General features: G+C 39.2%; 22 protein-coding genes and 1 other RNA gene. 15 read left to right on the top strand and 8 right to left on the bottom strand.

Annotation, left to right across the window (positions count from 1 at the left end; translation table 11 throughout):
- Window positions 1-507: 507 nt before the first annotated feature.
- The 3 genes from BM015_RS19645 to BM015_RS19635 all read left to right on the top strand — a co-directional run bounded on the left by BM015_RS19645 (window position 508) and on the right by BM015_RS19635 (window position 4190).
- Entirely contained in the window at window positions 508-918 is a 411-nt protein-coding gene (locus tag BM015_RS19645) for a cytochrome c maturation protein CcmE domain-containing protein (protein WP_090662775.1), read from the top strand.
- An 89-nt stretch (window positions 919-1007) separates the two neighbouring features.
- Window positions 1008-3452, top strand: a complete 2445-nt coding sequence (ccsA, locus tag BM015_RS19640) for a cytochrome c biogenesis protein CcsA (RefSeq protein WP_090662774.1) — start codon at window positions 1008-1010, stop codon at window positions 3450-3452.
- 69 nt (window positions 3453-3521) lie between these two features.
- On the top strand, window positions 3522-4190 hold the full coding sequence (locus BM015_RS19635; RefSeq protein WP_090662772.1) for a DUF4294 domain-containing protein: 669 nt from the start codon (window positions 3522-3524) through the stop codon (window positions 4188-4190).
- Window positions 4191-4313: 123 nt separating this feature from the next.
- Here BM015_RS19635 and BM015_RS19630 read toward each other — a convergent pair whose 3' ends face one another.
- Both BM015_RS19630 and BM015_RS19625 read right to left on the bottom strand, forming a co-directional pair.
- On the bottom strand, window positions 4314-4835 hold the full coding sequence (locus BM015_RS19630; RefSeq protein ID WP_090662771.1) for a thioredoxin family protein: 522 nt from the start codon (window positions 4833-4835) through the stop codon (window positions 4314-4316).
- The gene (locus tag BM015_RS19625) at window positions 4832-5479 is read right to left on the bottom strand and encodes a MerR family transcriptional regulator (RefSeq protein ID WP_090662769.1); all 648 of its coding nucleotides are present in this window, start codon (window positions 5477-5479) and stop codon (window positions 4832-4834) included. The genes BM015_RS19630 and BM015_RS19625 overlap by 4 nt, the downstream gene beginning before the upstream one ends.
- Before the next feature lie 122 nt (window positions 5480-5601).
- On the opposite strand from BM015_RS19625, the gene BM015_RS19620 reads away from it, so the two are divergent.
- From BM015_RS19620 to rnpB, 4 genes are all read left to right on the top strand, one after another.
- A complete protein-coding gene (locus BM015_RS19620) occupies window positions 5602-6444 on the top strand; it encodes a 3-hydroxyacyl-CoA dehydrogenase family protein (RefSeq protein ID WP_245751516.1) in 843 nt (280 codons plus the stop codon).
- An 81-nt stretch (window positions 6445-6525) separates the two neighbouring features.
- Entirely contained in the window at window positions 6526-6702 is a 177-nt protein-coding gene (locus BM015_RS21655; protein ID WP_177191972.1) for a hypothetical protein, read from the top strand.
- 34 nt (window positions 6703-6736) lie between these two features.
- Window positions 6737-7495: a UDP-2,3-diacylglucosamine diphosphatase gene (locus BM015_RS19610; RefSeq protein WP_090662764.1), complete on the top strand. Its 759-nt coding sequence runs from the start codon at window positions 6737-6739 to the stop codon at window positions 7493-7495.
- A 122-nt stretch (window positions 7496-7617) separates the two neighbouring features.
- An RNA gene (gene rnpB, locus BM015_RS19605) (RNase P RNA component class A) lies at window positions 7618-7968 on the top strand.
- A gap of 145 nt (window positions 7969-8113) precedes the next feature.
- Here rnpB and BM015_RS21450 read toward each other — a convergent pair.
- The 4 genes from BM015_RS21450 to BM015_RS19585 all read right to left on the bottom strand — a co-directional run bounded on the left by BM015_RS21450 (window position 8114) and on the right by BM015_RS19585 (window position 12118).
- Window positions 8114-9562, bottom strand: coding sequence for a YitT family protein (locus BM015_RS21450; RefSeq protein ID WP_143075927.1), 1449 nt, complete (start codon window positions 9560-9562; stop codon window positions 8114-8116).
- A gap of 42 nt (window positions 9563-9604) precedes the next feature.
- Window positions 9605-10645: an adenylate/guanylate cyclase domain-containing protein gene (locus BM015_RS19595; protein ID WP_090662762.1), complete on the bottom strand. Its 1041-nt coding sequence runs from the start codon at window positions 10643-10645 to the stop codon at window positions 9605-9607.
- Window positions 10638-11018 carry a response regulator gene (locus BM015_RS19590; RefSeq protein ID WP_090662760.1) on the bottom strand — a complete coding sequence of 127 codons (381 nt, stop codon included), beginning with the start codon at window positions 11016-11018 and terminating at the stop codon, window positions 10638-10640. Before BM015_RS19590 ends, BM015_RS19595 begins: the two co-directional genes overlap by 8 nt.
- Window positions 11019-11143: 125 nt before the next feature.
- Window positions 11144-12118, bottom strand: a complete 975-nt coding sequence (locus BM015_RS19585; RefSeq protein ID WP_090662758.1) for an NAD-dependent epimerase/dehydratase family protein — start codon at window positions 12116-12118, stop codon at window positions 11144-11146.
- A gap of 198 nt (window positions 12119-12316) precedes the next feature.
- On the opposite strand from BM015_RS19585, the gene BM015_RS19580 reads away from it, so the two are divergent.
- The 5 genes from BM015_RS19580 to BM015_RS19560 all read left to right on the top strand — a co-directional run bounded on the left by BM015_RS19580 (window position 12317) and on the right by BM015_RS19560 (window position 19221).
- On the top strand, window positions 12317-13699 hold the full coding sequence (locus tag BM015_RS19580) for an ATP-binding protein (protein WP_090662756.1): 1383 nt from the start codon (window positions 12317-12319) through the stop codon (window positions 13697-13699).
- Window positions 13700-13804: 105 nt separating this feature from the next.
- On the top strand, window positions 13805-16054 hold the full coding sequence (locus BM015_RS19575) for a tetratricopeptide repeat protein (protein ID WP_090662754.1): 2250 nt from the start codon (window positions 13805-13807) through the stop codon (window positions 16052-16054).
- A 106-nt stretch (window positions 16055-16160) separates the two neighbouring features.
- Window positions 16161-17090, top strand: coding sequence for an isoaspartyl peptidase/L-asparaginase family protein (locus tag BM015_RS19570; RefSeq protein ID WP_090662752.1), 930 nt, complete (start codon window positions 16161-16163; stop codon window positions 17088-17090).
- A 124-nt stretch (window positions 17091-17214) separates the two neighbouring features.
- On the top strand, window positions 17215-18579 hold the full coding sequence (locus BM015_RS19565; RefSeq protein ID WP_090662750.1) for a Gfo/Idh/MocA family protein: 1365 nt from the start codon (window positions 17215-17217) through the stop codon (window positions 18577-18579).
- 180 nt (window positions 18580-18759) lie between these two features.
- Window positions 18760-19221 carry a lipocalin-like domain-containing protein gene (locus tag BM015_RS19560; protein ID WP_090662747.1) on the top strand — a complete coding sequence of 154 codons (462 nt, stop codon included), beginning with the start codon at window positions 18760-18762 and terminating at the stop codon, window positions 19219-19221.
- Here the strand turns inward: BM015_RS19560 and BM015_RS19555 are convergent, their stop codons facing one another.
- The gene (locus tag BM015_RS19555) at window positions 19222-20628 is read right to left on the bottom strand and encodes an alpha/beta hydrolase family protein (RefSeq protein ID WP_090662746.1); all 1407 of its coding nucleotides are present in this window, start codon (window positions 20626-20628) and stop codon (window positions 19222-19224) included.
- Between the two features lie 179 nt (window positions 20629-20807).
- Between BM015_RS19555 and BM015_RS19550 the strand changes: the two genes are divergently transcribed.
- From BM015_RS19550 to paaI, 3 genes are all read left to right on the top strand, one after another.
- Window positions 20808-21335, top strand: a complete 528-nt coding sequence (locus tag BM015_RS19550) for a hypothetical protein (protein ID WP_218148572.1) — start codon at window positions 20808-20810, stop codon at window positions 21333-21335.
- Between the two features lie 6 nt (window positions 21336-21341).
- A complete protein-coding gene (locus tag BM015_RS19545) occupies window positions 21342-23465 on the top strand; it encodes a cation:proton antiporter (RefSeq protein WP_090662742.1) in 2124 nt (707 codons plus the stop codon).
- A 141-nt stretch (window positions 23466-23606) separates the two neighbouring features.
- Window positions 23607-24023 (top strand): hydroxyphenylacetyl-CoA thioesterase PaaI, encoded by a 417-nt coding sequence (gene paaI, locus BM015_RS19540; RefSeq protein ID WP_090662740.1) that lies wholly within the window; start codon window positions 23607-23609, stop codon window positions 24021-24023.
- Between the two features lie 257 nt (window positions 24024-24280).
- On the opposite strand, the gene BM015_RS19535 is transcribed toward paaI, so the two are convergent.
- Window positions 24281-25828: a lipase maturation factor family protein gene (locus BM015_RS19535; protein ID WP_090662738.1), complete on the bottom strand. Its 1548-nt coding sequence runs from the start codon at window positions 25826-25828 to the stop codon at window positions 24281-24283.
- Between the last annotated feature and the right edge of the window lie 13 nt (window positions 25829-25841).

Below are 25841 nucleotides of genomic sequence, written 5' to 3'. Positions count from 1 at the left end.
AGTAAGATGATGACAAAAACGAGTAAAAAAATGAGAATAAAGCGTAAAGCAATCAATTAAATGGTCAGTTTTTTTGAAAATATGGTCAGAATACTGAATAATGTGGTCAGAATATTCAATTAAATGGTCAAAACATTCAATAATATGGTCAGAATATTTGATAATATGGTCAAAACATTGAATAATATGGTCAGAATACCCGGTGTTATGGTCAAATATTCCGGGCAAATGGTCAAAATAATGAGTTAAAAAGATGAGCTGCTTACGGTTTTATAATCATTTGATTAAACATTGCGCAGGAAACCCGGGCCTGGCAAGGCTTATTGTTCATCCTGTTTGATAACAGCTAAAATATATTTCAAAATATAAACAAGCTCAAAACGGGCAGCCTGTCAACTTATCAACCCGTTCAGCTATTCAACTAATCCACCACATTAAACATTCCTTTACAATCTTTAAAGCCTTCACATGCAGTTTTAGATTAATTTCGCATCGAATTTTTTTTGCATGAAAAAGACGCACATCATAGCGCTGGTGCTTATTGCTGTAGCCATTGCAACGCTTATAAGTTTTATGGGTAATGTTACCACGTATGAAACCATCGCTTCCGCCAAACAGAAACCGGGAAAATTTGTAAACCTTATTGCGAAAATGGATAAAAGCCATCCGCTGAATTACGATCCCGTAAAAAACCCCAATTACTTAACCTTTATGGCTTTAGATACGCTGGGGCATTCCATACAGGTGGTGTATCATAATTCAAAACCCACCGATATGGAAAAAAGTGAAAGGCTGGTGCTGAAAGGCAAGGTAGAAAACGGGGTTTTTGAATGCAAGGAAATCTTGTTGAAATGCCCTTCAAAATATAAAGATGATGCGGAAAACAATTCTAAGAATGTAAGCGCATCAGTACAATAATGAATAAGTTGATTGGTTGAGTAGTTGATAAGAAAGCATAATACACATATCAGCTAAGCAGCAATTCACTAAATGAGCTACAATAAAAAATGAAATACAACGGTGAGCACCTCTTTTATGGTGAGTTAGGACATTTTTTAGCAATACTTTCCCTGATTGCTTCGCTTATAGCCACTATCGCTTATTTTAAAGCTTCACGAAATAAATTACTGGAAGAACAACGCGGCTGGATAAAATTTGCCCGCCTTGCTTTTGCCGTGGAAACGGTGAGCGTGCTTGGCATTTTCGTGCTCATGTACCTTATTATTGCTAATCACTACCACGAATATTATTATGCCTGGAACCATTCATCGCGCAGCCTGGAAAAGCAATATTTATTTGCCAGTTTCTGGGAAGGACAGGAAGGGAGTTTTATGCTTTGGAACACCTGGCATTGCCTGCTGGGCTGGATTTTAATATGGCGCAGCAAAAAATGGGAAGCCCCGGTAATGACGGTGGTGAGCTTTGCCCAGTTTTGCATTGCCACCATGCTGCTGGGCATTTATGTGGGCAGTTTGAAAATTGGCAGCAACCCGTTTGCCTTGTTAAGGCATGAATTAGATGCGCCAATGCTTGTAAGCAATCCCGATTACCTGCAGTTTCCAAAGGTTTTTGAAGGCAACGATTTAAATGCCGCCCTGCAGAATTACTGGATGGTGATACATCCGCCCATTCTTTTCCTGGGATTTGCCTCAACCGTGGTGCCGTTTGCTTACGCCATGGGCGGATTAATAAAGAACGATCATACCTGGGTTAAAGCATCCATTCCCTGGGCTGCATTTTCCGGCGCAGTTTTAGGCACCGGCATTATGATGGGCGCTGCCTGGGCGTATGAAGCTTTAAACTTTGGCGGTTACTGGGCCTGGGACCCTGTGGAAAATGCGTCGCTGGTGCCCTGGCTTGTAATGATTGCCGGCCTGCATACCAATATTGTGTACAAAAGCAGCGGGTATTCTTTAAAAAGCACATATCTCTTTTACATACTTTCTTTTTCGCTGGTTTTATATTCATCGTTTTTAACCAAGAGCGGCATACTGGGCGATACATCGGTGCACGCATTTACCGAAAAAGACACCTCGGCACAGCTTATTAGTTTCGTGCTTGTATGTTTTATTCCTGCAATGGTTTTGTTTTTTTACAGGAGTAAATCCATTCCAACCATTAAAAAAGAAGAAAGCACTTACAGCCGCGAATTCTGGATGTTCATTGGCGCACTGGTATTGTTTTTAGCGGCCATTATTATCATAGCAAAAACTTCTATACCTGTTTACAATAAAGTGCTTGGAACAAATGTGGCCATGCCGGAAGACACGTTGTTTTCTTACAACCAGGTGCAGATATTCATTGCCATCATTCTCGGCATTCTTACGGCCGTAACGCAATATTTTAAATATAAGAATACAGACAGTAAAACCTTTTACAAAAAGATTTCAGTACCCACAATTATAGCACTTGTTATAAGCCTTTGCATAAGCTTTATCGGCAATATTAATTATACTGATAAGGGCGCCGGCTTTATGGTAGCTATTCATGTGGCCATGTTTGCTGCGGTATATGCGGTGGTGGCCAATGCCGCTTATATATGGATAGGGCTGAAAGGAAAGATGAAATCGGCAGGTGCGTCTATTGCGCATATAGGTTTTGGACTGGCGCTGGTTGGCATTCTTATTTCTTCGAGCAGGAAAGCAGTGCTCAGCCAGAATACAACCGGCATTGCATTGTTGCCTAAATCCAAAGATTATGACCCGCAGGAAAATATAACGCTGTTTAAAGGTGTGAAAACAGATATGGGAAAATATGATGTTACCTATACACGTGACACCCTGAACACCTCAAACCGTAAGCAATATTTTGAATTGCAGTTTGTGAGCAAAGACGGCAAAGAAAACTTCAGCATATATCCCGACCTGATTAATAACAATAAGGGAATGGAAGGCCGTTCCGCCAATCCTGATAACAAGCATTACTGGAACCGAGACATTTTTGTGTATGTATCTGCCGCGCAGGATGGGAAGAAGGATGATACCAGCCAGTTTAAACCTGTGGAAATGCAACCCGGCGATTCTGCGTTTTATTCAAACGGCATTATTGTAATGAACAGCGTGGTGAAGGACCTGGATTCACTTAAACAAAAACTGCTGCCGGGTGAAGTGGGTATTGGTATGAACATGACCGTAATTGCAAAAGATGGCATGCAGTATAAGGCTATGCCTGAAATTGCTTTAAAAGATAACCAGCTTCGCCAGATACCCGACACGGTAATTGCCCAAAGCCTTATTATTAAATTTAACAAATTAACCGATCCGGCCATCGGTAAAATTGAGCTGGGTATAAAGGAAGACCAAAGCATCCAGGATATCATCACCCTCAAGGTTTACCTGTTCCCGTTCATCGGCCTGCTGTGGATTGGAATTATAATAATGGTAGCCGGGTTTGTTATAAGCATAGTGCACAGGGTTCGTACCGGGCTTAAGCTATCTGCGTCTGTAAAATAACATTTTTATAAAGGTTACTTTCATTTACCATGCAGCATAAAATATGGGCAATCGTTCTATATTTACGTTATGCGCACAAAAAAAGATATTTTCTTTTTTCGCCTGCTTGCATGCTTCTTATGCACAGGTTTTGTGTTGCATGGTTTTGCCCAAACCCAGCCGCAAACTCCACCGCATATTGTAAACCGGGCTAATCTTGGTGTAAATGATACGATAATTGTTGAAGCGTGTGTTGAGCCAAATGGAGATACCATTCCCTGTTCCTGGCTTGAAGATGAATATGTGCTGGCGAAAATGACACGCGCCCAGCGAAAGCGTTATGTGGAATGGACGAGGCTGCGCAATGCGGTTTACGTAACTTATCCCTATGCTATAAAGGCATCTAAAGTAATGAATGAAATAAATGCACAACTGGTAAATGTGGACGATAAAAAGAAGCGTAAGGCAATTATTATGTCGCGTGAAAAAGAGCTGAAAAAAGAATTCGCCGATAAGCTTACACAGCTTTCTGTTTACCAGGGCAAGGTATTAATGAAACTGATTTATCGCCAAACCGGCAATAACTGCTATGAAATAATTGAAAGCTACAAGGGTAAATTCAATGCGGGTTTCTGGCAAACTGTTGCTTTGATTTTCGGTTCCAACCTACGGCAGAATTACGACCCTTCAGGCTCTGATCATGATATGGAAACAATTGTGCAGGACGTGGAGAGAATGTATGGTGTGCGGCGGGGATAGGAAGTTGACGGATGATAGGTGGCAGATGACGGTTGACTATTGAATATTGAGCATTGATTGTTGGTTATTTGCAATTTTATTAGCCTTAAGTGTACAAAATCAAACTGCTTAGTTGAACTACCACTAAAGCCCTTCCACAATTTTGCCCAGTTCCTTCATGGCTTCGCCACTTTCTCCATATTCAACTATGCGCCCCACTTCTTTACCGTCTTTCATAACAATGAATGTGGGCACTTCTGTAACGTTAAATGTTTTTTCAAGATTATCGAACGTGGTCTTGTTATAATCAACACCAATAAGGGAAATATTATTGTCGGGGTAACCTGCAGCATCAGCAAGGCGATAAAATTCCGGTAAAAGGTTGTGGGTATCGGGACACCAGGTGCCGGCAAAAATCAACATCTTAAAATCGCCGGCATGCTTTTTAAAAGCTGCAACGGCTTTGGCATCGGGCCTGCCAAGATTATAATTTTTTTTAAACCATGCAAAGACTGTATCGGTTTCAATATCGCTGCGTGAAACCAGGCCTCTTAAAATCTTTCCGTGAGTTGAGTCGTAACTTATTTCATAAGGATGAAATGGCTGCTGCGCTTTAGCTGTAACAATTATAACCAGGCTGAATAAGAACAGGAAAAATTTTTTCATGCGCCTAAATTAGCGCGCATTTCCAAAAGAAAGGATCGGAATTTTGTTAAGCTTTCTACCAGTTGCACCTGCATGGCGGCTTTCTTCTGGTTGTCTTTTAAATACTGCCTTGCACCTTCAACAGAATATTTTTGCTGCCGCAATAAATAATAAATAAGCCGCAGGTTTTTTACATCTTCCGGCCTGAAAAGGCGGTCGCCTTTTTTGTTTTTTCGCGGCTTAAGAATATCAAATTCGTTCTCCCAGAATCTCAGCAATGAAGGTTTCATATTAAACCATTGCGCCACTTCGCTTATGGAATAATATTGCTTTTGAAACAGTACTTCATCATCAGGAATATCAAGCAGCGCAACATCAAGATTAATTTCTTTTAAAGACTTACGGCCACGCTTTGATGGCTGCTCTGCATTTTTAGAAAGCGGCTTAATAAGCTGAACAGGTTTTGCTTTCTCTTTGGGCTTATTGTCTTCCTTTGGTTCAGGTTCTTCATTCAACTGGATAATAACCGGAGGTTTTACCGGTGTTACATCAGCTTTTCTTTCAGCGGGAGTTGCAGTTTCAACCGCTTTCTTTTCCGGTTGTTTCTTAGGACGGATAACAGCAATCTTATCATTGTTGTTATTAAATAGATCTAACTGTTGCATGTTGTAAAACTACAAATAATTAAATGGCAATGCCTGTGTAAAAGATAAAGGAATAATCGTGCGTTTTCCTGAATAAATCAGCATCTTTATAACGCATAAATTTAAAATAAATTTTCTTGCCAGTGATTAAAACTATTTGTGTTTGCGGGGCCGGAACCATGGGCAGCGGAATTGCACAGGTTATTGCATCAAACAACATCAATGTAATTCAGTTTGATGTGAATGAAAACATGCTTGAAAAAAGCAAAACTTCCATTGAAAATAACCTTCAAAAACTTGTTGAAAAAGGCAGGCTTCAGCAAGCGCAAAAAAACGATACACTGCAACGTATTGCATTTATATCTTCTATAAAAAACTGTGTAGGCGAATTGATTATAGAAGCGGTTGTGGAAGATAAGCTTATCAAACAAAATTTATTTGATGAACTCGCCGAAATAAACACCGATGCTGCCATTTTTGCAACCAATACATCATCTATTTCCATTACGGCATTAAGCAGTGGAAAAAAGTATGCTTCACGTTTTGCAGGCTTGCATTTTTTTAATCCTGCACCGTTAATGAAGCTGGTGGAAATCATCCGCACGGAGCATACAACTGAGGAAGTTACTGATACATTAAAAAAGTTTACTGAGCAATTAGGTAAAACAGCAGTTGTGTGTAATGATGCGCCTGGATTTATTGTAAACCGCGTGGCAAGACATTATTATCTTGAAGCAATGCGATTGGTTGAAAGTGGTATTGCAGATGTAAAAACTATCGATACAATTATGGAAGCTACCGGTTTTAAAATGGGCCCTTTTAAATTGATGGACCTGATTGGGCTTGATGTAAATTATGCAGTAAGCAATATTGTTTGGAATGAACTGGGCAGGCCTGAACGTTTAGAACCTTCGCGTTTGCAAAAAGCCAAAGTAGATGCAAATGAGCTTGGCAAAAAAAGTGGTAAAGGGTTTTATGAATATTGAACAGAACAATTCCCGCTGCTGTTAAAAGATAAACGATTTATTTTCCAGGAATTAAATTTGCTTTCGTTTGAAATAAAAAATATGCAGGAACTTATTAATAAATTGATAAATGAAGCCGGCCTTACCGAAAAGCAGGCATTACAGGCCATAACCATTGTAAAAGATTTTGCCAAAAGCAAATTTCCTATGTTTGGCGGCGCTATAGAAAAGGCCTTTGCCAAACACAGTAAAAAAGAAGATGAAGATTTTCTTGATTAATCTTCCATTATTTCCACCTAATGTTTAAGCTTTAATGGAGTTATTGCCCGGTAAAAAAATTTATTTTCTCTCCGATTTTCATCTGGGTGCTCCTGATTTTGCTGCAAGCTTGGTAAGAGAAAAAAAGATTGTTGCTTTTTTAGAAAGTATTCGTTGCGATGCTGCTGCCATAATTGTTGATGGCGATGTGTTTGACTTTTGGTATGAATATAAAACCGTTGTTCCAAAACATTTTGTAAGGCTGCTTGGCAAACTGGCGGAGATTACTGATAGCGGCATTCCCGTTATGCTGTTTGCTGGTAATCATGATATGTGGATGCGGGATTATTTTCAAACTGAATTAAACATACCTGTTTATTTTGAGCCCAGGACTTTTACATGGAATAATAAAAAATTTTTCATCGGCCATGGCGATGGTTTGGGGCCGGGCGATCATGGCTATAAATTTCTTAAAAAGATATTCAGAAATAAATTCTGCCAATGGGCGTTTGGGCAATTGCATCCCACCTGGGGCATGCGCCTTGCTAATTATTTCAGCAGGAAAAGCAGGCAAAAAACAGGATCATCCGATGCCGTTTTTTTAGGCGAGGATAATGAATGGCTGGTTATTTTTTGCCGGGAAGTACTGGCAAAAGAACATTTTGGTTATTTCATTTTCGGCCATCGCCACCTGCCCTTAAAAATTAAGCTTAACGATAACGCTGAATATATTAATCTCGGCGACTGGATCACGCATTTTACTTATGCCGTATTTGATGGCAACACCGTTGAATTGAAAAAATGGGAAGATTAAAATTTAATTCTTTCACAGTTTTTTTCAAATGAAATTAATTTTTTCGCATGAAGTAAAAGAGTTACAAGGCATCTGCTGGCTCTGCAACCTATGTGCGATAACTTCTTAGTAATTTTGCGATGCTACAAACCCGCGCTATCGTTCCGAATTATATTTGGAAAGGAAAGTCCGGACAGCACAGGGCAGCCCACCATGTGTTAAACATGGCTTTCCCGGTTTCCGGGAAAAGAGAAAGTGCCACAGAAAATAACAGCCTCTCCCTAACCCTCTCCTAAGGAAAGGGAATGGCAAGGCTACGGTGAAAATGTGAGGTAAGAGCTCACGTTCTGTTGCAGTGATGCAACAGGAGGGTAAACCTTGGGCGCTGCAATGCCACGTAAAGAAGCTATAGAGTTGCCCGCTCTGTTTCTGGGTAGGCAGCACAGATAAATGATAGCTTAAAACAGAATCCGGCTTATGGGGTTTGTAGTTCTTTTTCAATCAGCAATGGTGGGCCAAATACATTAAACAAATGAAACCGGCATTACAGCCTGCTGCCCGGAGACTTAAAGAAAGACCCTGCACAAAAAAGAAAATTTTGGCCGGGGTTGAAAACCTATGTATTGTGGCTGATTCTTTTTAATGCGGGGGCCGGCGTTTTAATACGCCGCCTGCCGTTTCCTTTATAGTACCGGCAAATACAAATGCCTTCGGGTCTTCAGCATATACAAGATTTTTAAGCTTGCGCATTTCGAGCCTGCTTATTACGGTAAAGATGATATCAACGTCAGTATGCACTTCGTATTTTCCTGGAAGAAAGCCGCGTTCACCTTTGTAAATAGTTATGCCGCGTCCCATTTCGTTCACCAGCTTTTCTTTTATGCGCTCACTGTTGCCCGAAATAATAGTTACCCCGGTATAAGCTTCAATGCCTTCCACTACATAATCAACTGTTTTGGATGCGGTAAAATAAGTGAGCATAGAATAAAGTGAAGTTTCAATGCCAAACTTAAATGCAGCAATACTGAAAATAATAATGTTTAAGCCAAGTACAATTTCGCTAATAGTAAAACTTGTATGCCTTAATGTATATAGTGCCAGCACTTCAATTCCATCCACAGCACAGCCGCCACGCATGGTAAGGCCAATGCCTACACCAAGAAAGAACCCGCCGAAAATGGATATCAGTAAAGTATCTTTCGTAATTGGAGGATAAGGAACGAGGTAGAGGCAGAGGCCAAGTAAGATAATACAGATAAACGTTTTAATCGCAAAGTTTTTGCTTGCAATAAAGGAGCTCATAATTATAAGCGGTGCATTCACTGCTATAATTGCTACTGCAAGGTTTACATGATATATCTCATGAATAAGCAGTGATATACCCGTCATGCCGCCATCAAAGAAATGATTGGGAACAAGAAACCCTTTTAAGGCAAAACCCGCAGTGGCCACGCCAAATATCATTAAGAGTATATCTGCAAAGCTGAAATCTTTCTGCGTTTTTGTTTTTGTATGATGCTGGCGGCTGAGTTTTTTCAAGTTGGCCTCTTTGCGCGCAGTAAGTTTTTCCTTTGCACTTTCCGTAAAAAAATTATGCGACTTTAAAAAATCAACCTGCTTTTTTAACCATTCTTCATTACTGAGATTAGGGTCGCGGTATTTTAATTCACGGTAAAGCCTGTTTGAGAAAACGTTGTAATCATCCGTGCCTATATAATAAACATCAGCATCGCAAAGAATTCTTGAAAGGTGGTTCTTTGGCTGCTGCGGCACTTTTGTGGACATGATTATTTCGCAAATAGTTTCAACCTGTGAAGGAGTGTAACCATATTGCGGTAGTAACTCCCTTGAAAGATTACAGGATGCTTCTTCGTGGGTTTTATAAGCTGATAAAAAACCTGCATCGTGCATAAGGGCAGCCGTTTGCAGAAGCTGCAGTTCTTCAGTGCCCAATCCTTCCAGCTCGCCTAATTCAATAGCATTTCTTATTACAATTTCCGTATGTTCTGCATTGTGATAAGTGAGCCACTCAGGCAATTCCCGGTGCAGTTTTTCCAGTATGTACGACTGTATTTTTTGTACTTCCATTAAGGAAATTTTGCGCTCCAATAAATTATATAGGAAGCTTTGTTAATTCAATACTTCAAACACTTCAAGTATTTCCTTTTTATTCTTTACTTCAAGCTGGCCTACGGGCCTGCAATTAAATGATTCTTTTATTTTATCGTACGATTTTGCTTCAATTAAAATTTGCCCGGGCTGCGCTTTGCTTTGCAGGCGCTGGGCTGTATTTACCGCATCGCCAATAACGGTATAATCAAGCCTGCGCAAACCTGCGGCGCCAATATTGCCCGATATCATTTCACCACTGTTTGCGCCTATAGAAACTTCCGGCAAAAAGCCTGCTATGCCTTTCTCCGGCGGCATATTGTGAATGGCATTGCGCACGGCAAGGCAGGCTTCTATGGCGCGGTCGAGATGATATTCTCCATGAAATACCGCCATTACAGCATCGCCGATAAACTTATCAACATAACCATTTTGCGCGGTTATCTCTTTTACAATAACGTCAAAATAAGTATTGAGCAGGTGCACAACCACATCGGGCTTTTCTTTTTCTGTTATGGATGTGAAACCACATATATCAATGAATATAACAGTTGCTTCAATATTTTCATTGATGGTAAGTGATTGCTCAAATTCTTTTTTCTCCATAAACTTCAGCACCGATTCATCCACATACATTTTTAAAATGTTGTTTTCTTTAATGGCCTGCAGTGTTTGTTTTAACTGTGTAACATACTCAATGGTTTTTTTAAGCGTGAGCTCAAAATCTGCAAAATTTACGGGCTTGGTTATAAAATCAAAAGCGCCGCGGTTCATAGCGGTGCGTATATTTTCCATATCGCCGTAAGCAGAAACAATTACTGTTTTAATGATGGGGCTTACATCTTGCAATTTTTCAAGCAGCGTTAAGCCATCCATTTCCGGCATATTAATATCGCTGAAAACAAGTTCAATGTTTGGGTCTTGCTGCAGTTTTTCAAGCGCTTCGCGACCGGTTAATGCAAATACAAATTCGTATTGGTGTTCCCTTATTTGTTTACGGAATTTTTGTTTGATTAATATTTCAAGATCAGTTTCGTCGTCTGCCACTAATATTTTAGTCATGTACCTGCTTTTTTAATTTATCTTTTAAAAGAGTAAAATCGAGTGGTTTGGTTAAGAAATCGTCTGCACCAAGACTTACAGACCGGTTGTAATTTTCTTCATCGCCATAAGCTGTAATCATCATTACAACAGGCGGCGGCACGGAATACATCTGCTTGATTTTTTGCAATAGTTCCAACCCGCTCATGCCAGGCATATTAATGTCTGAAAGAATAAGCACCACTTCATGCTCGTGATTGTTTAAATAGGTGAGCGCATCTTCGCCTGAATTAGCAAAAGCAAAAACAAACTCGCCATTCCTTATCTCTTTTCTAAAACGTTGTTCAAATAAAACTTTTACGTCGGCTTCATCATCCACAACCAAAATCTTCATATAAATATTTTTATTGCCAAATGTAATTTAAAGCAGTTTAGCCTAAGTTCCCTCTGTAGTTATAAAGACAGTTTTCTCATTTAAACTTGCTGTTACAAATTTGCTTAATTGTTTCAAATACAATTTTATAATTTGATATTATTTATTGCCAGTAATTCATTGCAAATTCTTTCCACGCTTTTTTGCAAAGGTGTATAACTGAAAGAAGGCATTGCTTTTAATAATTTGCTGTTGTCAAAATATACTTTAGCCAACGCCGTACGTGCCGTTTCTTTTGTAATGAATGGCGTCTTGCCGGTAATAAAACTCTTTAATGCTTCAAGCCGCCAAACAATGCCCGCCATAAAAGGCGTTATTTTTTTCGACGGCGCCTTTTTATGAAACGCCTCGGCAATAAGATTGAATAAATCTTTATAGCCTGTGTTTTCTGCACTTAATATAAACCGCTCCCTGCAAATATTGCTTTGCATTAAAGCTATCATGGCTTTTGCAACATCTTCCACATCCACAAAGCCGGTTACGCCATCCGAGTAATAAGGAAACTCTTTATAAATGGTTTTAAAAATTTCGGATGAACCTGTATTCCAGTTGCCCGGGCCGAGAATAATGGATGGATTAACAATCACCGCATTTAATCCTTCTGCCATGCCGCGCCACACTTCCATTTCCGCCAGGTATTTACTTTCTCCATACACGCTGTTGCTTGTTTCTGCAGTCCATTGCATTTCTTCGGTAATAATTGTATTCTCCCGTATCCTTCCTAAAGCTGCAACAGAACTTACATGTAATAGTTTGCGTACACCGGCATTTAAAGCCGCATTTACAATATTCGCTGTTCCTTCAGCATTGGTTTTAAAAAGCTGTCTTTTATCTTTTGGATTATAAGAAATTTTACCGGCACAATGATATACTTCATCAACGCCCTGCATTATTTCTTCCAGTAAAATCACATCAAACAAATCGCCCTGCACCCATTCTATGGCGGGGTGATGAAAAGGAATTTCTTTCCGGTATAAAGCCTTAATGCCAGGTTCATGCCCTGCAAGCATTTTTGTTAAACATGAACCAAGCAACCCGGTTGCACCGGTAATAAAAATCATTGCAGCACTTTTAAAATTTATAGTTTTTGCACGTCGTAAAAACCATATTGATTATAAAAGCTGTAAATGTAAAGTGAAGTTGCCGGAAATAGAGTTGTAAATAATCGGCTATTACTGTATAATAATTATTTTTCTGATTGTACATTTATTATTTTGAATGCCCCATACTTTAAAAGGGCTAATAGTTAAGATATGAACATGAGCCTGCAATTTGCGCTTATAGTTATAATAATTACCTATTTGCGCAGGACGCTGCAAACAAAAACTACCATGCCCGAATGGCACAGGCGGTTATCAATAATAATGTTTGCGGCTATCGGTAGCATGGTGCTTCAGTTATCGGTGGCTTCTTTCAGTGCTACTTTTAATATAATTTTTGCCATAGTTGAAGATTTGCTGGTTGGCCTGCTGCTGTATATAATTTATAAGCAGGAAGAATTTAAACCTGTAAAATTTTTGCTGATAGCTTTATTGCCTTATGCAATCGTATCGGTTTTGGATGATATTCTGCACCTTCCCGGAAAAAATTTCTATTCCAAAATAGATGACATTGCCGGTACCATTTCGCTGTTTGCTGTAATATGGGGATTTGGCGTTTGGATGGTTAGCCGCAGGCAACAGAAAGAATTAACAAAAGCCCGCCAGAAAGCACTGGACGAACAGGAAAACAACAGGATTATAACTGCTATGAAAGCGGAGCTTGAAGTGCAGGTGGCCGAACGCACGGCAGAGCTTACGCAGCAGAAAGAAGCCCTTGAAAATACATTAAGTGAACTAAAATCAACACAGGCGCAACTTATACAATCTGAAAAAATGGCCTCGCTGGGCGAGCTTACCGCGGGCATTGCACATGAAATTCAAAACCCGCTCAACTTTATCAATAATTTTTCTGAAGTAAATAATGAACTGATTGATGAATTAAAACAGGAATGGCTGAAGCCCGATGAACAAAAAGATAAAACACTGGAAGATGAATTATTAGCTGATATTATTGCCAACAACGAAAAAATTGCATTTCATGGCAAGCGTGCCGATGGCATTGTAAAGGGGATGTTGCAGCATTCAAGAAAAAGTTCAGGTACAAAAGAGCCAACTGATATTAATGCACTTTGCGATGAATATTTACGATTGAGTTATCACGGTTTGAGGGCGAAGGATAAAAGCTTTAACGCGGAGTTTAAAACAGACCTTGATGAAAGCATAGGCAAGATTAGCCTGGTTCCGCAGGATATTGGAAGGGTATTGCTTAACCTTTTAAACAACGCATTTTATGCAGTAAACGATAAGAAGAAAACCGCAGGCGCAGATTATAAACCAATGGTTATCATCCAGACAAAGAAAACTGGTGAAGAAGGCATTGAAATAAAAGTTATTGATAATGGAAAAGGCATTCCGCAAAATGTTATCAATAAAATATTCCAGCCTTTTTTTACAACGAAGCCAACGGGCGAAGGAACCGGTTTAGGCCTGAGCTTAACGTATGATATTATTACCAAGCAACATAACGGAAGTATAAATGTTGAAAGCAAAGAAGGTGAAGGCACTGCGTTTATTATCAATCTGCCTGTAACAGTTAGCTAAGTTTAAAACAAAAAAGGAAATATACATAAATAAGGAAGCGCAGGAGCCGCCATTTCACAATTGAATTATCTTTAAAGAATATTATTTACGCCTTAGCTTACTATTATGAGATATTACCTTGCCGTATCCTTCTGCTTGTTATTGCATTGTGGCTTCACCCAAAATACCAAAATTGACAGCATAAACAACCTGATTAGAAAAGAGCAATCTGATACCACCCGCATTAATCTTATCAACAGGAAAATAGATTTTCTTAGTTCAGTGAATCTTGATTCTGCTATTATTCTTGGTGAGCAAAACGCACAATCAGCACAAAAAATAAATTTTTATCAAGGCGAATTAGATGCAAGAGTAAAACTTTCTACGAACTATTGTTATAAAGGAAATTATGCGGCTGCTGAACAGCAATTTATTTTTCTTGCAGGATTTATTAAACCTCATGATTCGGTAAGCCTCGCTGACTTGTATACAAATCGTGGGTTAATGTATGGAATGCAAAGCAGGTACGATTCGTCAATTAAATTATCCGAAAAGGCTATTGGGATTTATGAAAGGCACAACATCTTAAACAGTTTGGCAGATGTATATACAAATATAGCAATCGGTTATCAGCAACTCTCTAACTTTCCCAAGGCGCTTGAGTATGAACAAAAGAGTTTAAAACTTGCAGAATCCTTAAATGATGAAACAAGCCAGGCTTATACACTTCTTAACCTTGCCAACACTTACCAGAATATTGGCGATTCTGCTAAAGCCGAACAAGCATTTCTAAAATCAGTTAACCTTGCCCTTAAAAAGGATTTAAAGAATGTTGAACTGTATGGATATTCCAACCTGTCGTCCTTATATTCTGCGTACGAACAATGGAATAAATCTTATCAATATGGTATGAAAGCAGCTAACCTCGCAACAGAATTCGGGGACCAGGGAATAAAGGCAGCCAGCCTCTCTAAGGCTGCATTAGCCCTTGCCAAATTAAATAAAATCAAAGAGGCAATAGCATTAAACAGGCAGGCAATTTTAGTTGCAGATTCATCCAATCAGCAACTTAATATTTCGCAGGCTCAATCAGCAATGGGTGAAATATATTATCTGGATAAAGATTACAAAACTGCCATCGTTCATTATGAAAAGAGCTTTGATGCGCTCAGTGGTTCTGATATTTATCTTGAGGCATATGCAGAAGCGTATAAAAATCTCTCAAGCTGTTATGAATTTACAGGTGATTATAAGAAAGCCCTGTTAAATCATAAATTATTCGCAAGTATTACAGATTCTGTTCGCCGTAAAGACAATGTTAGAAAAGCAACGGAGCTTTCCATGAACTATGATTTTGAAAAAAAACAGGCAATTGCAAAAGCAGAACAGGACAAAAAAGATGAGAAAGCAAAACGAATAAAAAACCAGCAGTTATTTATAATTTTTGCGCTGGCTATTGCAGTACTTGCAGTTGTGGTTATTGCAATCATACAATTCAGAAATAGCAGGCATAAACAAAAAGCAAATCTTTTATTACGAAGAGAAAAGCAAAAAGCAGAAAGTACTTTATCGGAATTGAAATCAACACAGGCGCAATTAATACAGAGCGAAAAAATGGCATCGCTTGGAGAGCTTACGGCAGGCATTGCACACGAAATTCAAAACCCTTTAAATTTTGTAAACAATTTTAGTGAAGTGAATGAAGAGTTGATAACTGAATTGATTGATGAAATTGACAATAATAATATTCCGGAAGTAAAAGCTATTGCAGCAGACTTACAGCAAAACCTTTCAAAAATAAATTATCATGGCAAACGTGCCGATGCCATTGTTAAAGGCATGTTGCAACACTCAAGAAAAAGTTCAGGTGCAAAAGAGCCAACTGATATTAATGCACTTTGCGATGAGTATTTGCGGTTGAGTTATCATGGCCTGCGTGCAAAAGATAAAAACTTTAATGCTGAATTTAAAACAAGCCTTGATGAAAATGCCGGTAAAATAAATATCATCCCGCAGGATATTGGAAGGGTATTGCTGAACCTTTTTAATAACGCATTTTATGCAGTGAATGAAAGGCGTAAGAATGAAGGTGAAAAATTCAAGGCTTTGATTTCCGTTGCCACACAAAGGGTACATAACTCTCCTTCCGGAAATGAAAGCATTGAAATAAAAGTTATTGATAATGGAAACGGCATTCCGCAAAATGTTATCAATAAAATATTCCAGCCTTTTTTTACAACAAAGCCAACCGGTGAAGGCACAGGCTTAGGCCTTAGCCTGACTTATGACATTATTACCAAACAACATAACGGAACAATAAACGTTGAAAGCAAAGAAGGCGAAGGCACAACGTTTATAATTACGCTTCCGGTATAAGTTTGCTGTTGTATTCTAATAATTTTTATGTTGTGAATAAGCTTCATATTTAAAATGTAATTACTGTTGCCGGTTATCTTTCTAAACAACTATTTTTATTCACAGAATGAAATACACAATTGCAGTGCATGGCGGCGCAGGCACTATTCTTCAAACGAATATGACACCTGGGCTCGAACAAAATTATAAGCGCGGTTTGCAACAGGCGCTGAACGCAGGCTATTCTATTTTGGAAAACGGCGGCACCGCAATGGACGCCGCTGTTGCGGCAGTTATTGTGCTGGAAGATGATATCTTATTTAATGCAGGCCGTGGTTCTGTGTTCACTAAAAAAGGCCTGCATGAAATGGATGCCGCGGTCATGAATGGCGCAGATCTTATGGCGGGCGCCGTGTGTGGAGTTCAGCACATACGTAATCCCATAAAACTTGCAGAAGCCGTTATGCTGAAAACAGAACATGTAATGTTATGCGGAGACGGCGCCGCCAACTTCGCTAAAGAGCAGGGTTTTGTGTTTGAGCCCGATGAATATTTCTTCTCAAAATTCAGGTACGATCAATGGAATGAAATGAAGGGTTCAGATGCTTACCAGCTTGATCATTCCGTAAAAAATACAGGTAAAAAATTTGGAACAGTTGGCGCTGTTGCCTGCGATATGCAGGGCAATATTGCCGCTGCAACAAGCACCGGCGGCATGACGAATAAAAATTATGGCCGCATTGGCGACAGCCCTTTAATTGGATGCGGCACGTATGCCAATAATAAAACCTGCGCTGTAAGCTGCACAGGCCACGGTGAGCTTTTTATTAAAGTCGTTGCAGCCTATGATGTAAGCTGCCTGATGGAATATGCCAATATGAATTTGCATGATGCCATGAATAAAGTGGTGAATGAAAAACTGGTTGCCATAAACGGGGAAGGCGGCATAATTGGCGTTGATGCAAAAGGAAATTTTGCCTTGTTATTTAACAGCGAAGGCATGTACCGCGGCGTAAAAACAAGTGATGGGTTAAACGAAGTTGCCATCTATAAATAAAAGAATTTATATTGCCGGTTGCTCTGTTCGATTGCAACATATTAATCAATTTACGGCCTGGGTGCCAGACTTTTTTAAAGCGTCAAACACCTTTGGCTGCAACTAAAAAGTTTCAAATAACATCATGAACGAACACAAAATTTATCGCCGGGATTTTTTACGTAACAGCGCTTCGCTGCTTGCTTTAAGTGCATTAAATATTGATAAGCTTAGCCTTCAAAATGCACCTTCAAAAAAAGTGGCATTAATTGGCGCCGGCTGGTATGGCAAAAGTGATTTATTCAGGTTAATACAAGTGGCGCCGGTTGATGTTGTGGCATTATCTGATGTGGATGAAAATATGCTGAACCACGCTGCACAAATGGTAAGTGAACGGCAGCAAAATCATCAAAAGCCCAGGCTGTATAAAGATTATCGTAAGCTTTTAGATGAAACAAAACCAGATGTTGTTTTGATCGGCTCGCCCGATCACTGGCATGCATTGCAGGCAATAGATTCGTTACGGTCAGGTGCACATGTTTATCTTCAAAAACCCATTAGTGTTGATGTGCAGGAAGGCGAAGCAATAGTTGCGGCAGCCAAAAAATATAACCGCGTGGTACAGGTGGGCACGCAACGCAGAAGCACCCCGCATTTGGTGGAAGCTAAACAAAAAATTATTGATACCGGCATGCTCGGTAAAATCCATCATGCGGAAATGTGTTGCTATTATCACATGCGGGCAACAGGCAATCCTACCGTGCAGCCAGTACCATCTTTTTTTGATTATGATATGTGGACAGGCCCGGCGCCCATGCGGCCTTTCACCGGTTTGCCGCACCGCCGCTGGCGTGCTTACATGGAATATGGCAATGGCATTATGGGCGATATGTGCATTCACATGTTTGATGCAGTGCGCTGGATGTTGGGCCTTGGCTGGCCAAAAAGCGTTACATCAACAGGCGGTATTTTTGTTGATAAAGAAAGCAGCAGCAACATCAGCGATACGCAAACCGCCATCTTTGCTTATGATGATATAGATTGTGTGTGGCAGCACCGCACCTGGGGCAGGCCTTCTGATCCCGATTATCCCTGGGCATTTAAAATTTATGGTGATAAGGGAACGCTTTGCTGCGATGTATGGAAATATGATTTTTTCCCCACGGATAATAAAGCGCAAAAGCTGCATGGCGATTTACTTTGGGAGAAAGAAAAATATCCTGAAGATTCAAAAGAGCCTGATATTGAATTGCACGTTGCTTCTGCCACAAGAAGGCACATGCAAAATTTTATGGAAGCGATAGATAAAGGCATAAAACCTGTTGCACCAATTGAAGAAGGGCATATTTCAACGGCGAGTTGCATTATGGCCAATCTTTCTATGCAGTTGCAAAGGCCGCTTAGTTATGATGCAGTAAAGCATGAAATTATTGGTGATAAAGAAGCAACCAAACTATTGCAAAGAAGTTACCGCGGGCCATGGAAACATCCGTTGATTGAAATCGTGTAATTAATGTTGTTTACTTAAGAAATAATCAATATTTAATTATAAACGTATTCAAAATGAATATTGAACATTGATTGTTGATTATTTACGATTTAAAAATTGGATTAATCCCCAGATGACAAATCACCTATTTCAGAAAAAATTAATTGCTTACGTTCAATAAAAATCTCAATAAAACAATCAATGAAAAGAATTCTAACTATCGCAACTATTACTATTTTAACTGCATGTAATAACCAGCAAACACAAACTGATAATACAACAATCAATTCCATACAGGGCACCTGGAAACTTATTTCAGGCACAACCATTGAAAAGAATGATACGGCTGTTACAGATTATACAAAAGACAAATCATTCATTAAAGTTATTAATGCAACACATTTTGCTTTTATGGGCCATGATCTTAATAAAGGCAAAGACTCCGCCACTACTTTCTTTTCATCAGGCGGCGGTGAATACGAATTAAACGACTGTAATTACACCGAGCACCTTGAATATTGCAATGCGCGGGAATGGGAAGGCAACGATTTTCATTTCACCATCACCATCAATAATGATACGCTTACGCAGCAAGGCATTGAAAAGATTGACAGCATTGGCGTGAACAGGATAAACATTGAAAAATATATCCGGCTGAAATAATTATGGGCCGGGAATGAGAGGCAGGTTTATTTGCGGCTGAAGCTTGATGAACTCAGGCTGCTGCACCATTCTTGCTTTATCATTAAAGCCATTTGCAACCGCTTTCACGAGATCATCATGCGCAGCGTTTGCATTGTTATTTCTTGCGTTTATTATGGCAGAAAAATACCATGCTTCACTATTAGTGGGATCTGCCATTTTATAAAGCGATACAAAATAACCGGCGCCTTCATTTTGATTTTGATTGATAAACTGGTTGCTGATTGAATAAAAAGCCAGCGACAAGTATGCAAGCAGCCGCTGGTTCATAGCCGCACCAGGCGTTGTGCCTTTTGCTTTTATATTTAAATCGTTAATTGTTTTATTCCAGTAATTCATATCGCCATTTTGAAACTGTGCATTGTATTCTGCTTTTTTGTTTTGTTCAATTGCAAATAGTTGTTGCTGTTGCTGCAATTGTTTTTTATAAGCAGCATCATTTACAATAGCATTATTTTTTTGTTTGAAGAAAGCAACATCAGCTAAACCATCAAGCATATTCATGGCAAGCATGCATTCATCAGATGCCTGTATATAATCATTCTTTTTTAATGATGCCTCAACACTTTTTTTGCTGTTACTGATAAATGTATTTATCAGTGAACCGTTTTTGGGAATAATGTTATTGCGCATTGCATCTAATTCCAATCCCGCAAAAGCAATGTCCATCGTGCTTCCAGGGCACCATTCATGTTTACCATCAAATAAGATAAGGCGATGACGCGTTTGTGTTTTATCAAGGCTGTTGTTTAGAGCAGCAAGGTCTGTCATATTCATATCACCTTTGCCGGCAATTCCAGTAAAACTAAAACTGAAGTTAGATGCTGGCGTTTCATCGGGCAGCCCTGCGCCGCCTGCAATCACGGCTTTTATCTCAGGATGATGTAAAGCAAGATAGCTTGCAACCTTTGCCCCGCCTGAAAACCCGCAAACGTAAATCCTGCTTTTGTTTAACTGCAACCTTGCTTGTGTATCATTAAATAAAACCTGCCAGATTTTTTCTGCTGTTTGAAAATCATTTCCGTTTTTTGAATTGTTGCTTCCAATCAAAACAAAATTATAAGCATCTGCAAGTTGTTTATAATTTGTTACAGGCAATGCACCGGCTGCATGCGGATCAAAAAAGTAAATAACCGCATTGGTTTTATAAGACGGAATGTATAATGTATATGATTGTGTCGCATCATTTCTGCAAACAACATTTTCAATAATTTTCTTTATAGGAAAAGAGTCCGGCGCAAATAATGATGTTTGTAATGCTGTGGCATCTGTTTGCACTAACTTTTTATCCGGCGGTGATTGTTTGTTAGCGCAGGCGGTTATATAAAAGCAGCAGATACTTAATAGAACAATTTGCGCAAATTTCATGATGCAAATTTATAAACGCTTTACTTCAGTTATAAAATACTATTATAACAACTGCAGATGAAAATACTTTAGCGTAAAAACTGTAACTTTAAAATAATCACATAAAATATTACTGCATATTGAAACAAAAATTTATTACACGAATGTTCGCCTGCCTGTTTTTCATTGCAATTTTTTTTATGGCTGGCTGCAGGGATGATGTGCGTGAACAGGAACTAAATAAACGGGAACAAATATTACTTGAAAAAGAAAATCAGTTTGCACTCAGGGAGGCCGATTACCAGTCGCTATTAAAAATGCGTGACAGCCTGCTTGCAAAAAAAGATACTATCGCCCCGCCCGGTTGGCCAACACAGATTGAAGGCCTCTGGAACAGTAAGGTTGTTTGCACAGAATCTAACTGCAGCGATTATATTGTTGGCGACCAGCGCTCCGATCTTTGGGATTTTAGCAGTGATTCTTCACAAATGGTAACTAAAGTTATCAGTAATAATAAGCTTGTACGTATTTACCTGGCCGAATATTCCAATAATCAAATTAATCTTGATTTTTCAACAGATTCCACTGCGCCTAAAAAAGTAACGATGCATGTGCTGTTAAATGAAACCGCTCCCGATAAATTAAAGGGCACACGCACCATTGCAATAGACAGCGCCTGCACAGCTAAATTTTCAGTAGAACTAAACAGAGTTTCAAACAAAGAATAATAACGAATGATCTTATTGAATGTCCTGGATATATCGCTGCCAATAGAAGAGCCGGTATTAAAATTTTTGGTAGAGTTAATTATTATTCTTTTTGCGCCTATCCTGCTTAATAAAATAAAAGTGCCGCATTTAATCGGGCTTATTATTGCCGGCGCTGTTATTGGCCCAAACGGTTTTAACTTACTGGCACGCGACAGCAGCGTTGTGGTAATTGGTACCACCGGTTTATTGTATATCATGTTCCTGGCCGGCCTTGAGATAGACATGGGCGACTTTAAAAGAAACAAATGGAAAAGCCTTGCATTCGGCGGATACACTTTTTTTCTTCCCTTGGTTTTAGGCTATCTCGGCGGGTATTACCTGCTTGGTTTTTCTGTACTAACTTCCTTGCTGTTTGCAAGTCTTTTTTCTTCCCACACTTTAATTGCATACCCGCTTTTAGGCAAGCTTGGCGTTGTTAAAAACAAAGCTGTGAATATCACAGTTGGCGGAACAATGATTACAGATATTTTAGCCCTGCTTGTGCTGGCTGCCACAGTAGGTATGGCCAAGGGTGAAACAGGCAGCAGTTTTTGGGTCATGCTTTCTATATCGTTAGTTGTTTTTGGATTAACCGTGCTGGTGGTTTTTCCGGTAATAGCCCGGTGGTTCTTTAAAAAGGTTGATGATAAAATATCACAATACATTTTTGTGTTGGTGATGATTTACCTCGCTGCAATGCTTGCGGAAATAGCGGGCATTGAAGCCATCATAGGCGCCTTTTTCGCAGGCCTTGCATTAAACCGGCTTATACCACGCACTTCTGCTTTAATGAACAGGGTTGAATTTGTAGGCAATGCTATTTTTATTCCTTTCTTTTTGATAAGTGTGGGCATGATCATCGACTTCAAGGTATTCTTCAGCAGTTGGGAAACACTTAAAGTAGCTGCATTTATGATGGCCGTATCATTTGGCGGCAAATACCTTGCAGCAAAAGCAACGCAAAAATCATTCAGGCTTACAAAGAATGAAGGCGGGCTAATCTTCGGCCTGAGTTCGGCATCTGCCGCTGCCACGCTGGCGTCTGTAATGGTGGGGTATAATATCATCATTGCAGAAAATGAAGCCGGTGAGCCGGTGCGTTTATTAAATGAACATGTATTGAACGGAAGCATCCTGCTCATTCTTGTTTCCTGTACTTTATCATCGTTTGTGTCTATGGCAAATGCAAGAAAAATTGCCGAAAGTGATCAGGAAGATACAATTGCAGACAATGCTGATAAAGAAGAAGCCATGCTGCTTGCTGTAAATTATCCGGAAACTGTGGAACGAATGGTAAACCTGGCAACAATGATAAAAGCAAAAGCCAATACCGACAGGATGTTTGCACTGAATGTTATTAATGAAGAAAAAAATGAATCTTCTGTAAAGAATGCAGAAAAAATATTAGATGAAGCCGTGCATACAGCTTCAGCATCAGATGTAACGCTTACGCCGCTTACACGTTATGATAATGATGTGATCAATGGCATCAACAATGTAGTGAAAGAAAAGAAGATCACTGATCTGCTTATAGGCCTGGAAGAAGATAAAGGGTTCTCTGCATCGTTTGCTTATAATTTATACAACGGCTATTTGCAAAATCAAACCATTAATGTATTAATCTATCATGCGGCGCAGCCCATCTCAACCATAAAAAGATATATTGTTTTTATTCCGCCAAAATTTGATACAGAACCTGGTTTCTTTTATGCCTTGCTGAGGGTTTGGAATATAGCGCGCAATTCAGGTGCGTTAATGGAATTCTATTCATCGGCTGATATTCTCAGCATTCTTAAGAATATTATTAAAAAGGCCAATATTGAAGCGGAATTTAATCCCGTGGAAAAGTGGTCTGATGTAGAAAAAATATCCAACAATGTTGATGATGATGAAGGCCTGATTGTATTAATGCCTAAGCGGGGCATGCGGTCGTACCTGCCGCAGATGCGCAGGTTTCCCGAATTACTCAACAGGTATTTTGCTGATAAAAATTACCTGCTTGTTTATCCTTATACTTTATCAACTGAGGATGATATGGAAGTAAGGCTGGTAAGTAACCACAGTGATTTTGTAGAGATTGGAAAATTAGTCAGCAGGATATTTAAATAAATTGAATTAATATAAGATAATGCTTAACGGTCTGACTTTAGTTAGCTGCATATAGTTATTTAATCACTGATAACCTAACAGCTTTTTTAATGTTTAAGAAATGCAATTGTTCTTTATATTCACTTTATAAATTACCACTGCATGCAAACAGCTACACCACAATCAATCATTAAACATATACTGCAAAAAGATGGCTTCAGCCAATGGCTGGGCATTGAATTAGTAGAAGTTGGCGAAGGGTACAGTAAAATAAAAATGCAGGTGCGACAGGAAATGATGAATGGCTTGAATGTAGTGCATGGCGGTATTGCCTTTTCGCTGGCCGACAGCGCTTTTGCCTTTGCCTGTAACAGTCGTAATAATTTATCACTGGCCTTAGAAACAGCCATCTCTTTTTTAAAACCTGTTTATGTTGATGATGTTTTAACTGCCGAGGCCAAAGAAATACGCAATGGAAAAAATACAGGCGTTTATCTTGTTGAAATAAAGAATCAGCATGAGCAATTGATCGGGTTATTTAAAGGAACCTGTTACAGAACAGGCAAAAATTTAATTTGAATTTTAAATCATGCAAAAGAATTAAGCTCTGTTCAGGATTGTGATTATAACTACCGGCAGGAACAATTGTTGATCCTTTTGGCCATCACCGGATTATTGAAAAGAAGCTTATGGAAAGTTGATTGCGTTGAATGATTTATAAGTGTTAAGTATTGAAATTTTCAATATTCAACAACACAATACTCAATTGTAAAAACATCCACTTACTGAGCTTTGAATATTGAATATTGCGTATTAAATATTTGTCTTTTTATGTGTTACTTCAACCAGCCTTCGCTTTTTAAATAATCAATTAACTGCTGGTTATTTACTGATAAAACAGGCAACCACAAACCTATTTCTTTCCTTGTCCACCAAAGCTTTTGTGCATTACCGGGTTTTGCAAAAGCATACTTATATAAAACAGCACGCACATATTTGGGAGGTCTATCTTTAAAAGGATTTTCAGCAAACAAACTCACTGCATTGGCATCATTATGCAATAATTTCCAGGCAAGATTATAGGTCCATGGATATTGGTCTGCAGTTGACATAGATGCAAACCACATCTGCCAGTCGAACCTTAAATGATAAGGCGCAATTTGCGGCGGCCGTTTATCTAACCCAACAGGAAGGCCTTTATAAATATATGGCTGCCAGTTAGCCTTATCAGTTGAATCATTATCCAATGTGCCTTCAAAGACTACATTATAACGTTCCTGTCCAACCGTACCAAAAGCGCCATACGTATTTACAAGATCAAACGGATCAAATGAAGTATTCATTATTTGTTTGGAAGAAAACAAATTAATTACCGGGCCAACACTAAGAAATATTACAATAACAGTTACAATCCACGCTGTTGTTTGCATGGGTTTGGATGGTTCGCAATTTGCTTCTGCAGCTTTGGCTTTTTCAACGAGTTTGCCTGGTAATATTCTGCTCCAGAACCCATCATCAAAACAAGCCAGCGCAGGAATAATGGTAAGCCAGTTTAAAAAAGAAAGATTGCCGCTGATAAAAATATTCAGTTGAAACAAAATAATGATTACACCCGCGATATGCCTTGCCGTTCCTGGCCAGAATGCAAACATCGGCGCTATCAATTCTGCAAGAAAATTAAACCATACGCCTATTTTCAAAATACTGTGTGGCAAAAAATGAAACCACCTGCTTAAAGGCCCTGGTATTGGCTGCGTTTCAAAATGATAATACAAAGCTGTGCCATTGCGCCATATTTCATCGCCACGTATTTTGATTAAGCCTGAGCCAAGCATAATACGAAATATCAGCCATCGAAACAGTATGATGATTTGTAACGGCGGCGCCTGTTTTGGAAAAGGCCGCATATTAATTAACGGGCAGAGAAAGATGGAAAGAAAACCTGTTTCAAGCAATTGTATTTCCCATCCGTAACCGTACCAATCCTGACCGAGATGCACAAACGACATATATGAAAACCAAAGCACAAAAAGTATAATAGCATTAGTATATCCTGCAATCATAATACAGGAAAGTATAAACCCAAGCCATGCAATAAAAAGCAACATGCCATCGGAATGATTGAACCAGAATATAGATGGCAAACGAATAAAACCTTCTGTTGAACCAATGGCTTTGCGGACCATTTCAACAGCATTGCTTATTGGCAGCAAGCCATCCTCACCAATTAATGGAATTATTTGATTGATGGCAACAAGGAATGCAATAGCATAAATTAAACCCAGCAACCGCAGTATTACAAAGCGTGTAAGCCAATAGCTTTGCGCTGCGTTAAATACGGATGGAAAAGAAATTGGTTTATGATTTCTGTATGCTGGTTCCATCAATGGTTATTGC

Origin of the sequence: Parafilimonas terrae, assembly GCF_900115755.1 — a bacterium.
In the GTDB taxonomy this organism is placed as follows: Bacteria; Bacteroidota; Bacteroidia; order Chitinophagales; family Chitinophagaceae; genus Parafilimonas; species Parafilimonas terrae.
This window is presented reverse-complemented; position numbering and strand designations above follow the sequence as displayed.

Coding starts and splice junctions, on each gene's coding strand:
- BM015_RS19645 (WP_090662775.1), top strand. CDS start 508: ATGAAAAAGACGCACATCATAGCGCTGGTGCTTATTGCTGTAGCCATT.
- ccsA (WP_090662774.1), top strand. CDS start 1,008: ATGAAATACAACGGTGAGCACCTCTTTTATGGTGAGTTAGGACATTTT.
- BM015_RS19635 (WP_090662772.1), top strand. CDS start 3,522: ATGCGCACAAAAAAAGATATTTTCTTTTTTCGCCTGCTTGCATGCTTC.
- BM015_RS19630 (WP_090662771.1), bottom strand. CDS start 4,835: ATGAAAAAATTTTTCCTGTTCTTATTCAGCCTGGTTATAATTGTTACA.
- BM015_RS19625 (WP_090662769.1), bottom strand. CDS start 5,479: ATGCAACAGTTAGATCTATTTAATAACAACAATGATAAGATTGCTGTT.
- BM015_RS21655 (WP_177191972.1), top strand. CDS start 6,526: ATGCAGGAACTTATTAATAAATTGATAAATGAAGCCGGCCTTACCGAA.
- BM015_RS19610 (WP_090662764.1), top strand. CDS start 6,737: ATGGAGTTATTGCCCGGTAAAAAAATTTATTTTCTCTCCGATTTTCAT.
- BM015_RS21450 (WP_143075927.1), bottom strand. CDS start 9,562: ATGGAAGTACAAAAAATACAGTCGTACATACTGGAAAAACTGCACCGG.
- BM015_RS19595 (WP_090662762.1), bottom strand. CDS start 10,645: ATGACTAAAATATTAGTGGCAGACGACGAAACTGATCTTGAAATATTA.
- BM015_RS19590 (WP_090662760.1), bottom strand. CDS start 11,018: ATGAAGATTTTGGTTGTGGATGATGAAGCCGACGTAAAAGTTTTATTT.
- BM015_RS19585 (WP_090662758.1), bottom strand. CDS start 12,118: ATGATTTTTATTACCGGTGCAACCGGGTTGCTTGGTTCATGTTTAACA.
- BM015_RS19580 (WP_090662756.1), top strand. CDS start 12,317: ATGAGCCTGCAATTTGCGCTTATAGTTATAATAATTACCTATTTGCGC.
- BM015_RS19575 (WP_090662754.1), top strand. CDS start 13,805: ATGAGATATTACCTTGCCGTATCCTTCTGCTTGTTATTGCATTGTGGC.
- BM015_RS19570 (WP_090662752.1), top strand. CDS start 16,161: ATGAAATACACAATTGCAGTGCATGGCGGCGCAGGCACTATTCTTCAA.
- BM015_RS19565 (WP_090662750.1), top strand. CDS start 17,215: ATGAACGAACACAAAATTTATCGCCGGGATTTTTTACGTAACAGCGCT.
- BM015_RS19560 (WP_090662747.1), top strand. CDS start 18,760: ATGAAAAGAATTCTAACTATCGCAACTATTACTATTTTAACTGCATGT.
- BM015_RS19555 (WP_090662746.1), bottom strand. CDS start 20,628: ATGAAATTTGCGCAAATTGTTCTATTAAGTATCTGCTGCTTTTATATA.
- BM015_RS19550 (WP_218148572.1), top strand. CDS start 20,808: ATGGCTGGCTGCAGGGATGATGTGCGTGAACAGGAACTAAATAAACGG.
- BM015_RS19545 (WP_090662742.1), top strand. CDS start 21,342: ATGATCTTATTGAATGTCCTGGATATATCGCTGCCAATAGAAGAGCCG.
- paaI (WP_090662740.1), top strand. CDS start 23,607: ATGCAAACAGCTACACCACAATCAATCATTAAACATATACTGCAAAAA.
- BM015_RS19535 (WP_090662738.1), bottom strand. CDS start 25,828: ATGGAACCAGCATACAGAAATCATAAACCAATTTCTTTTCCATCCGTA.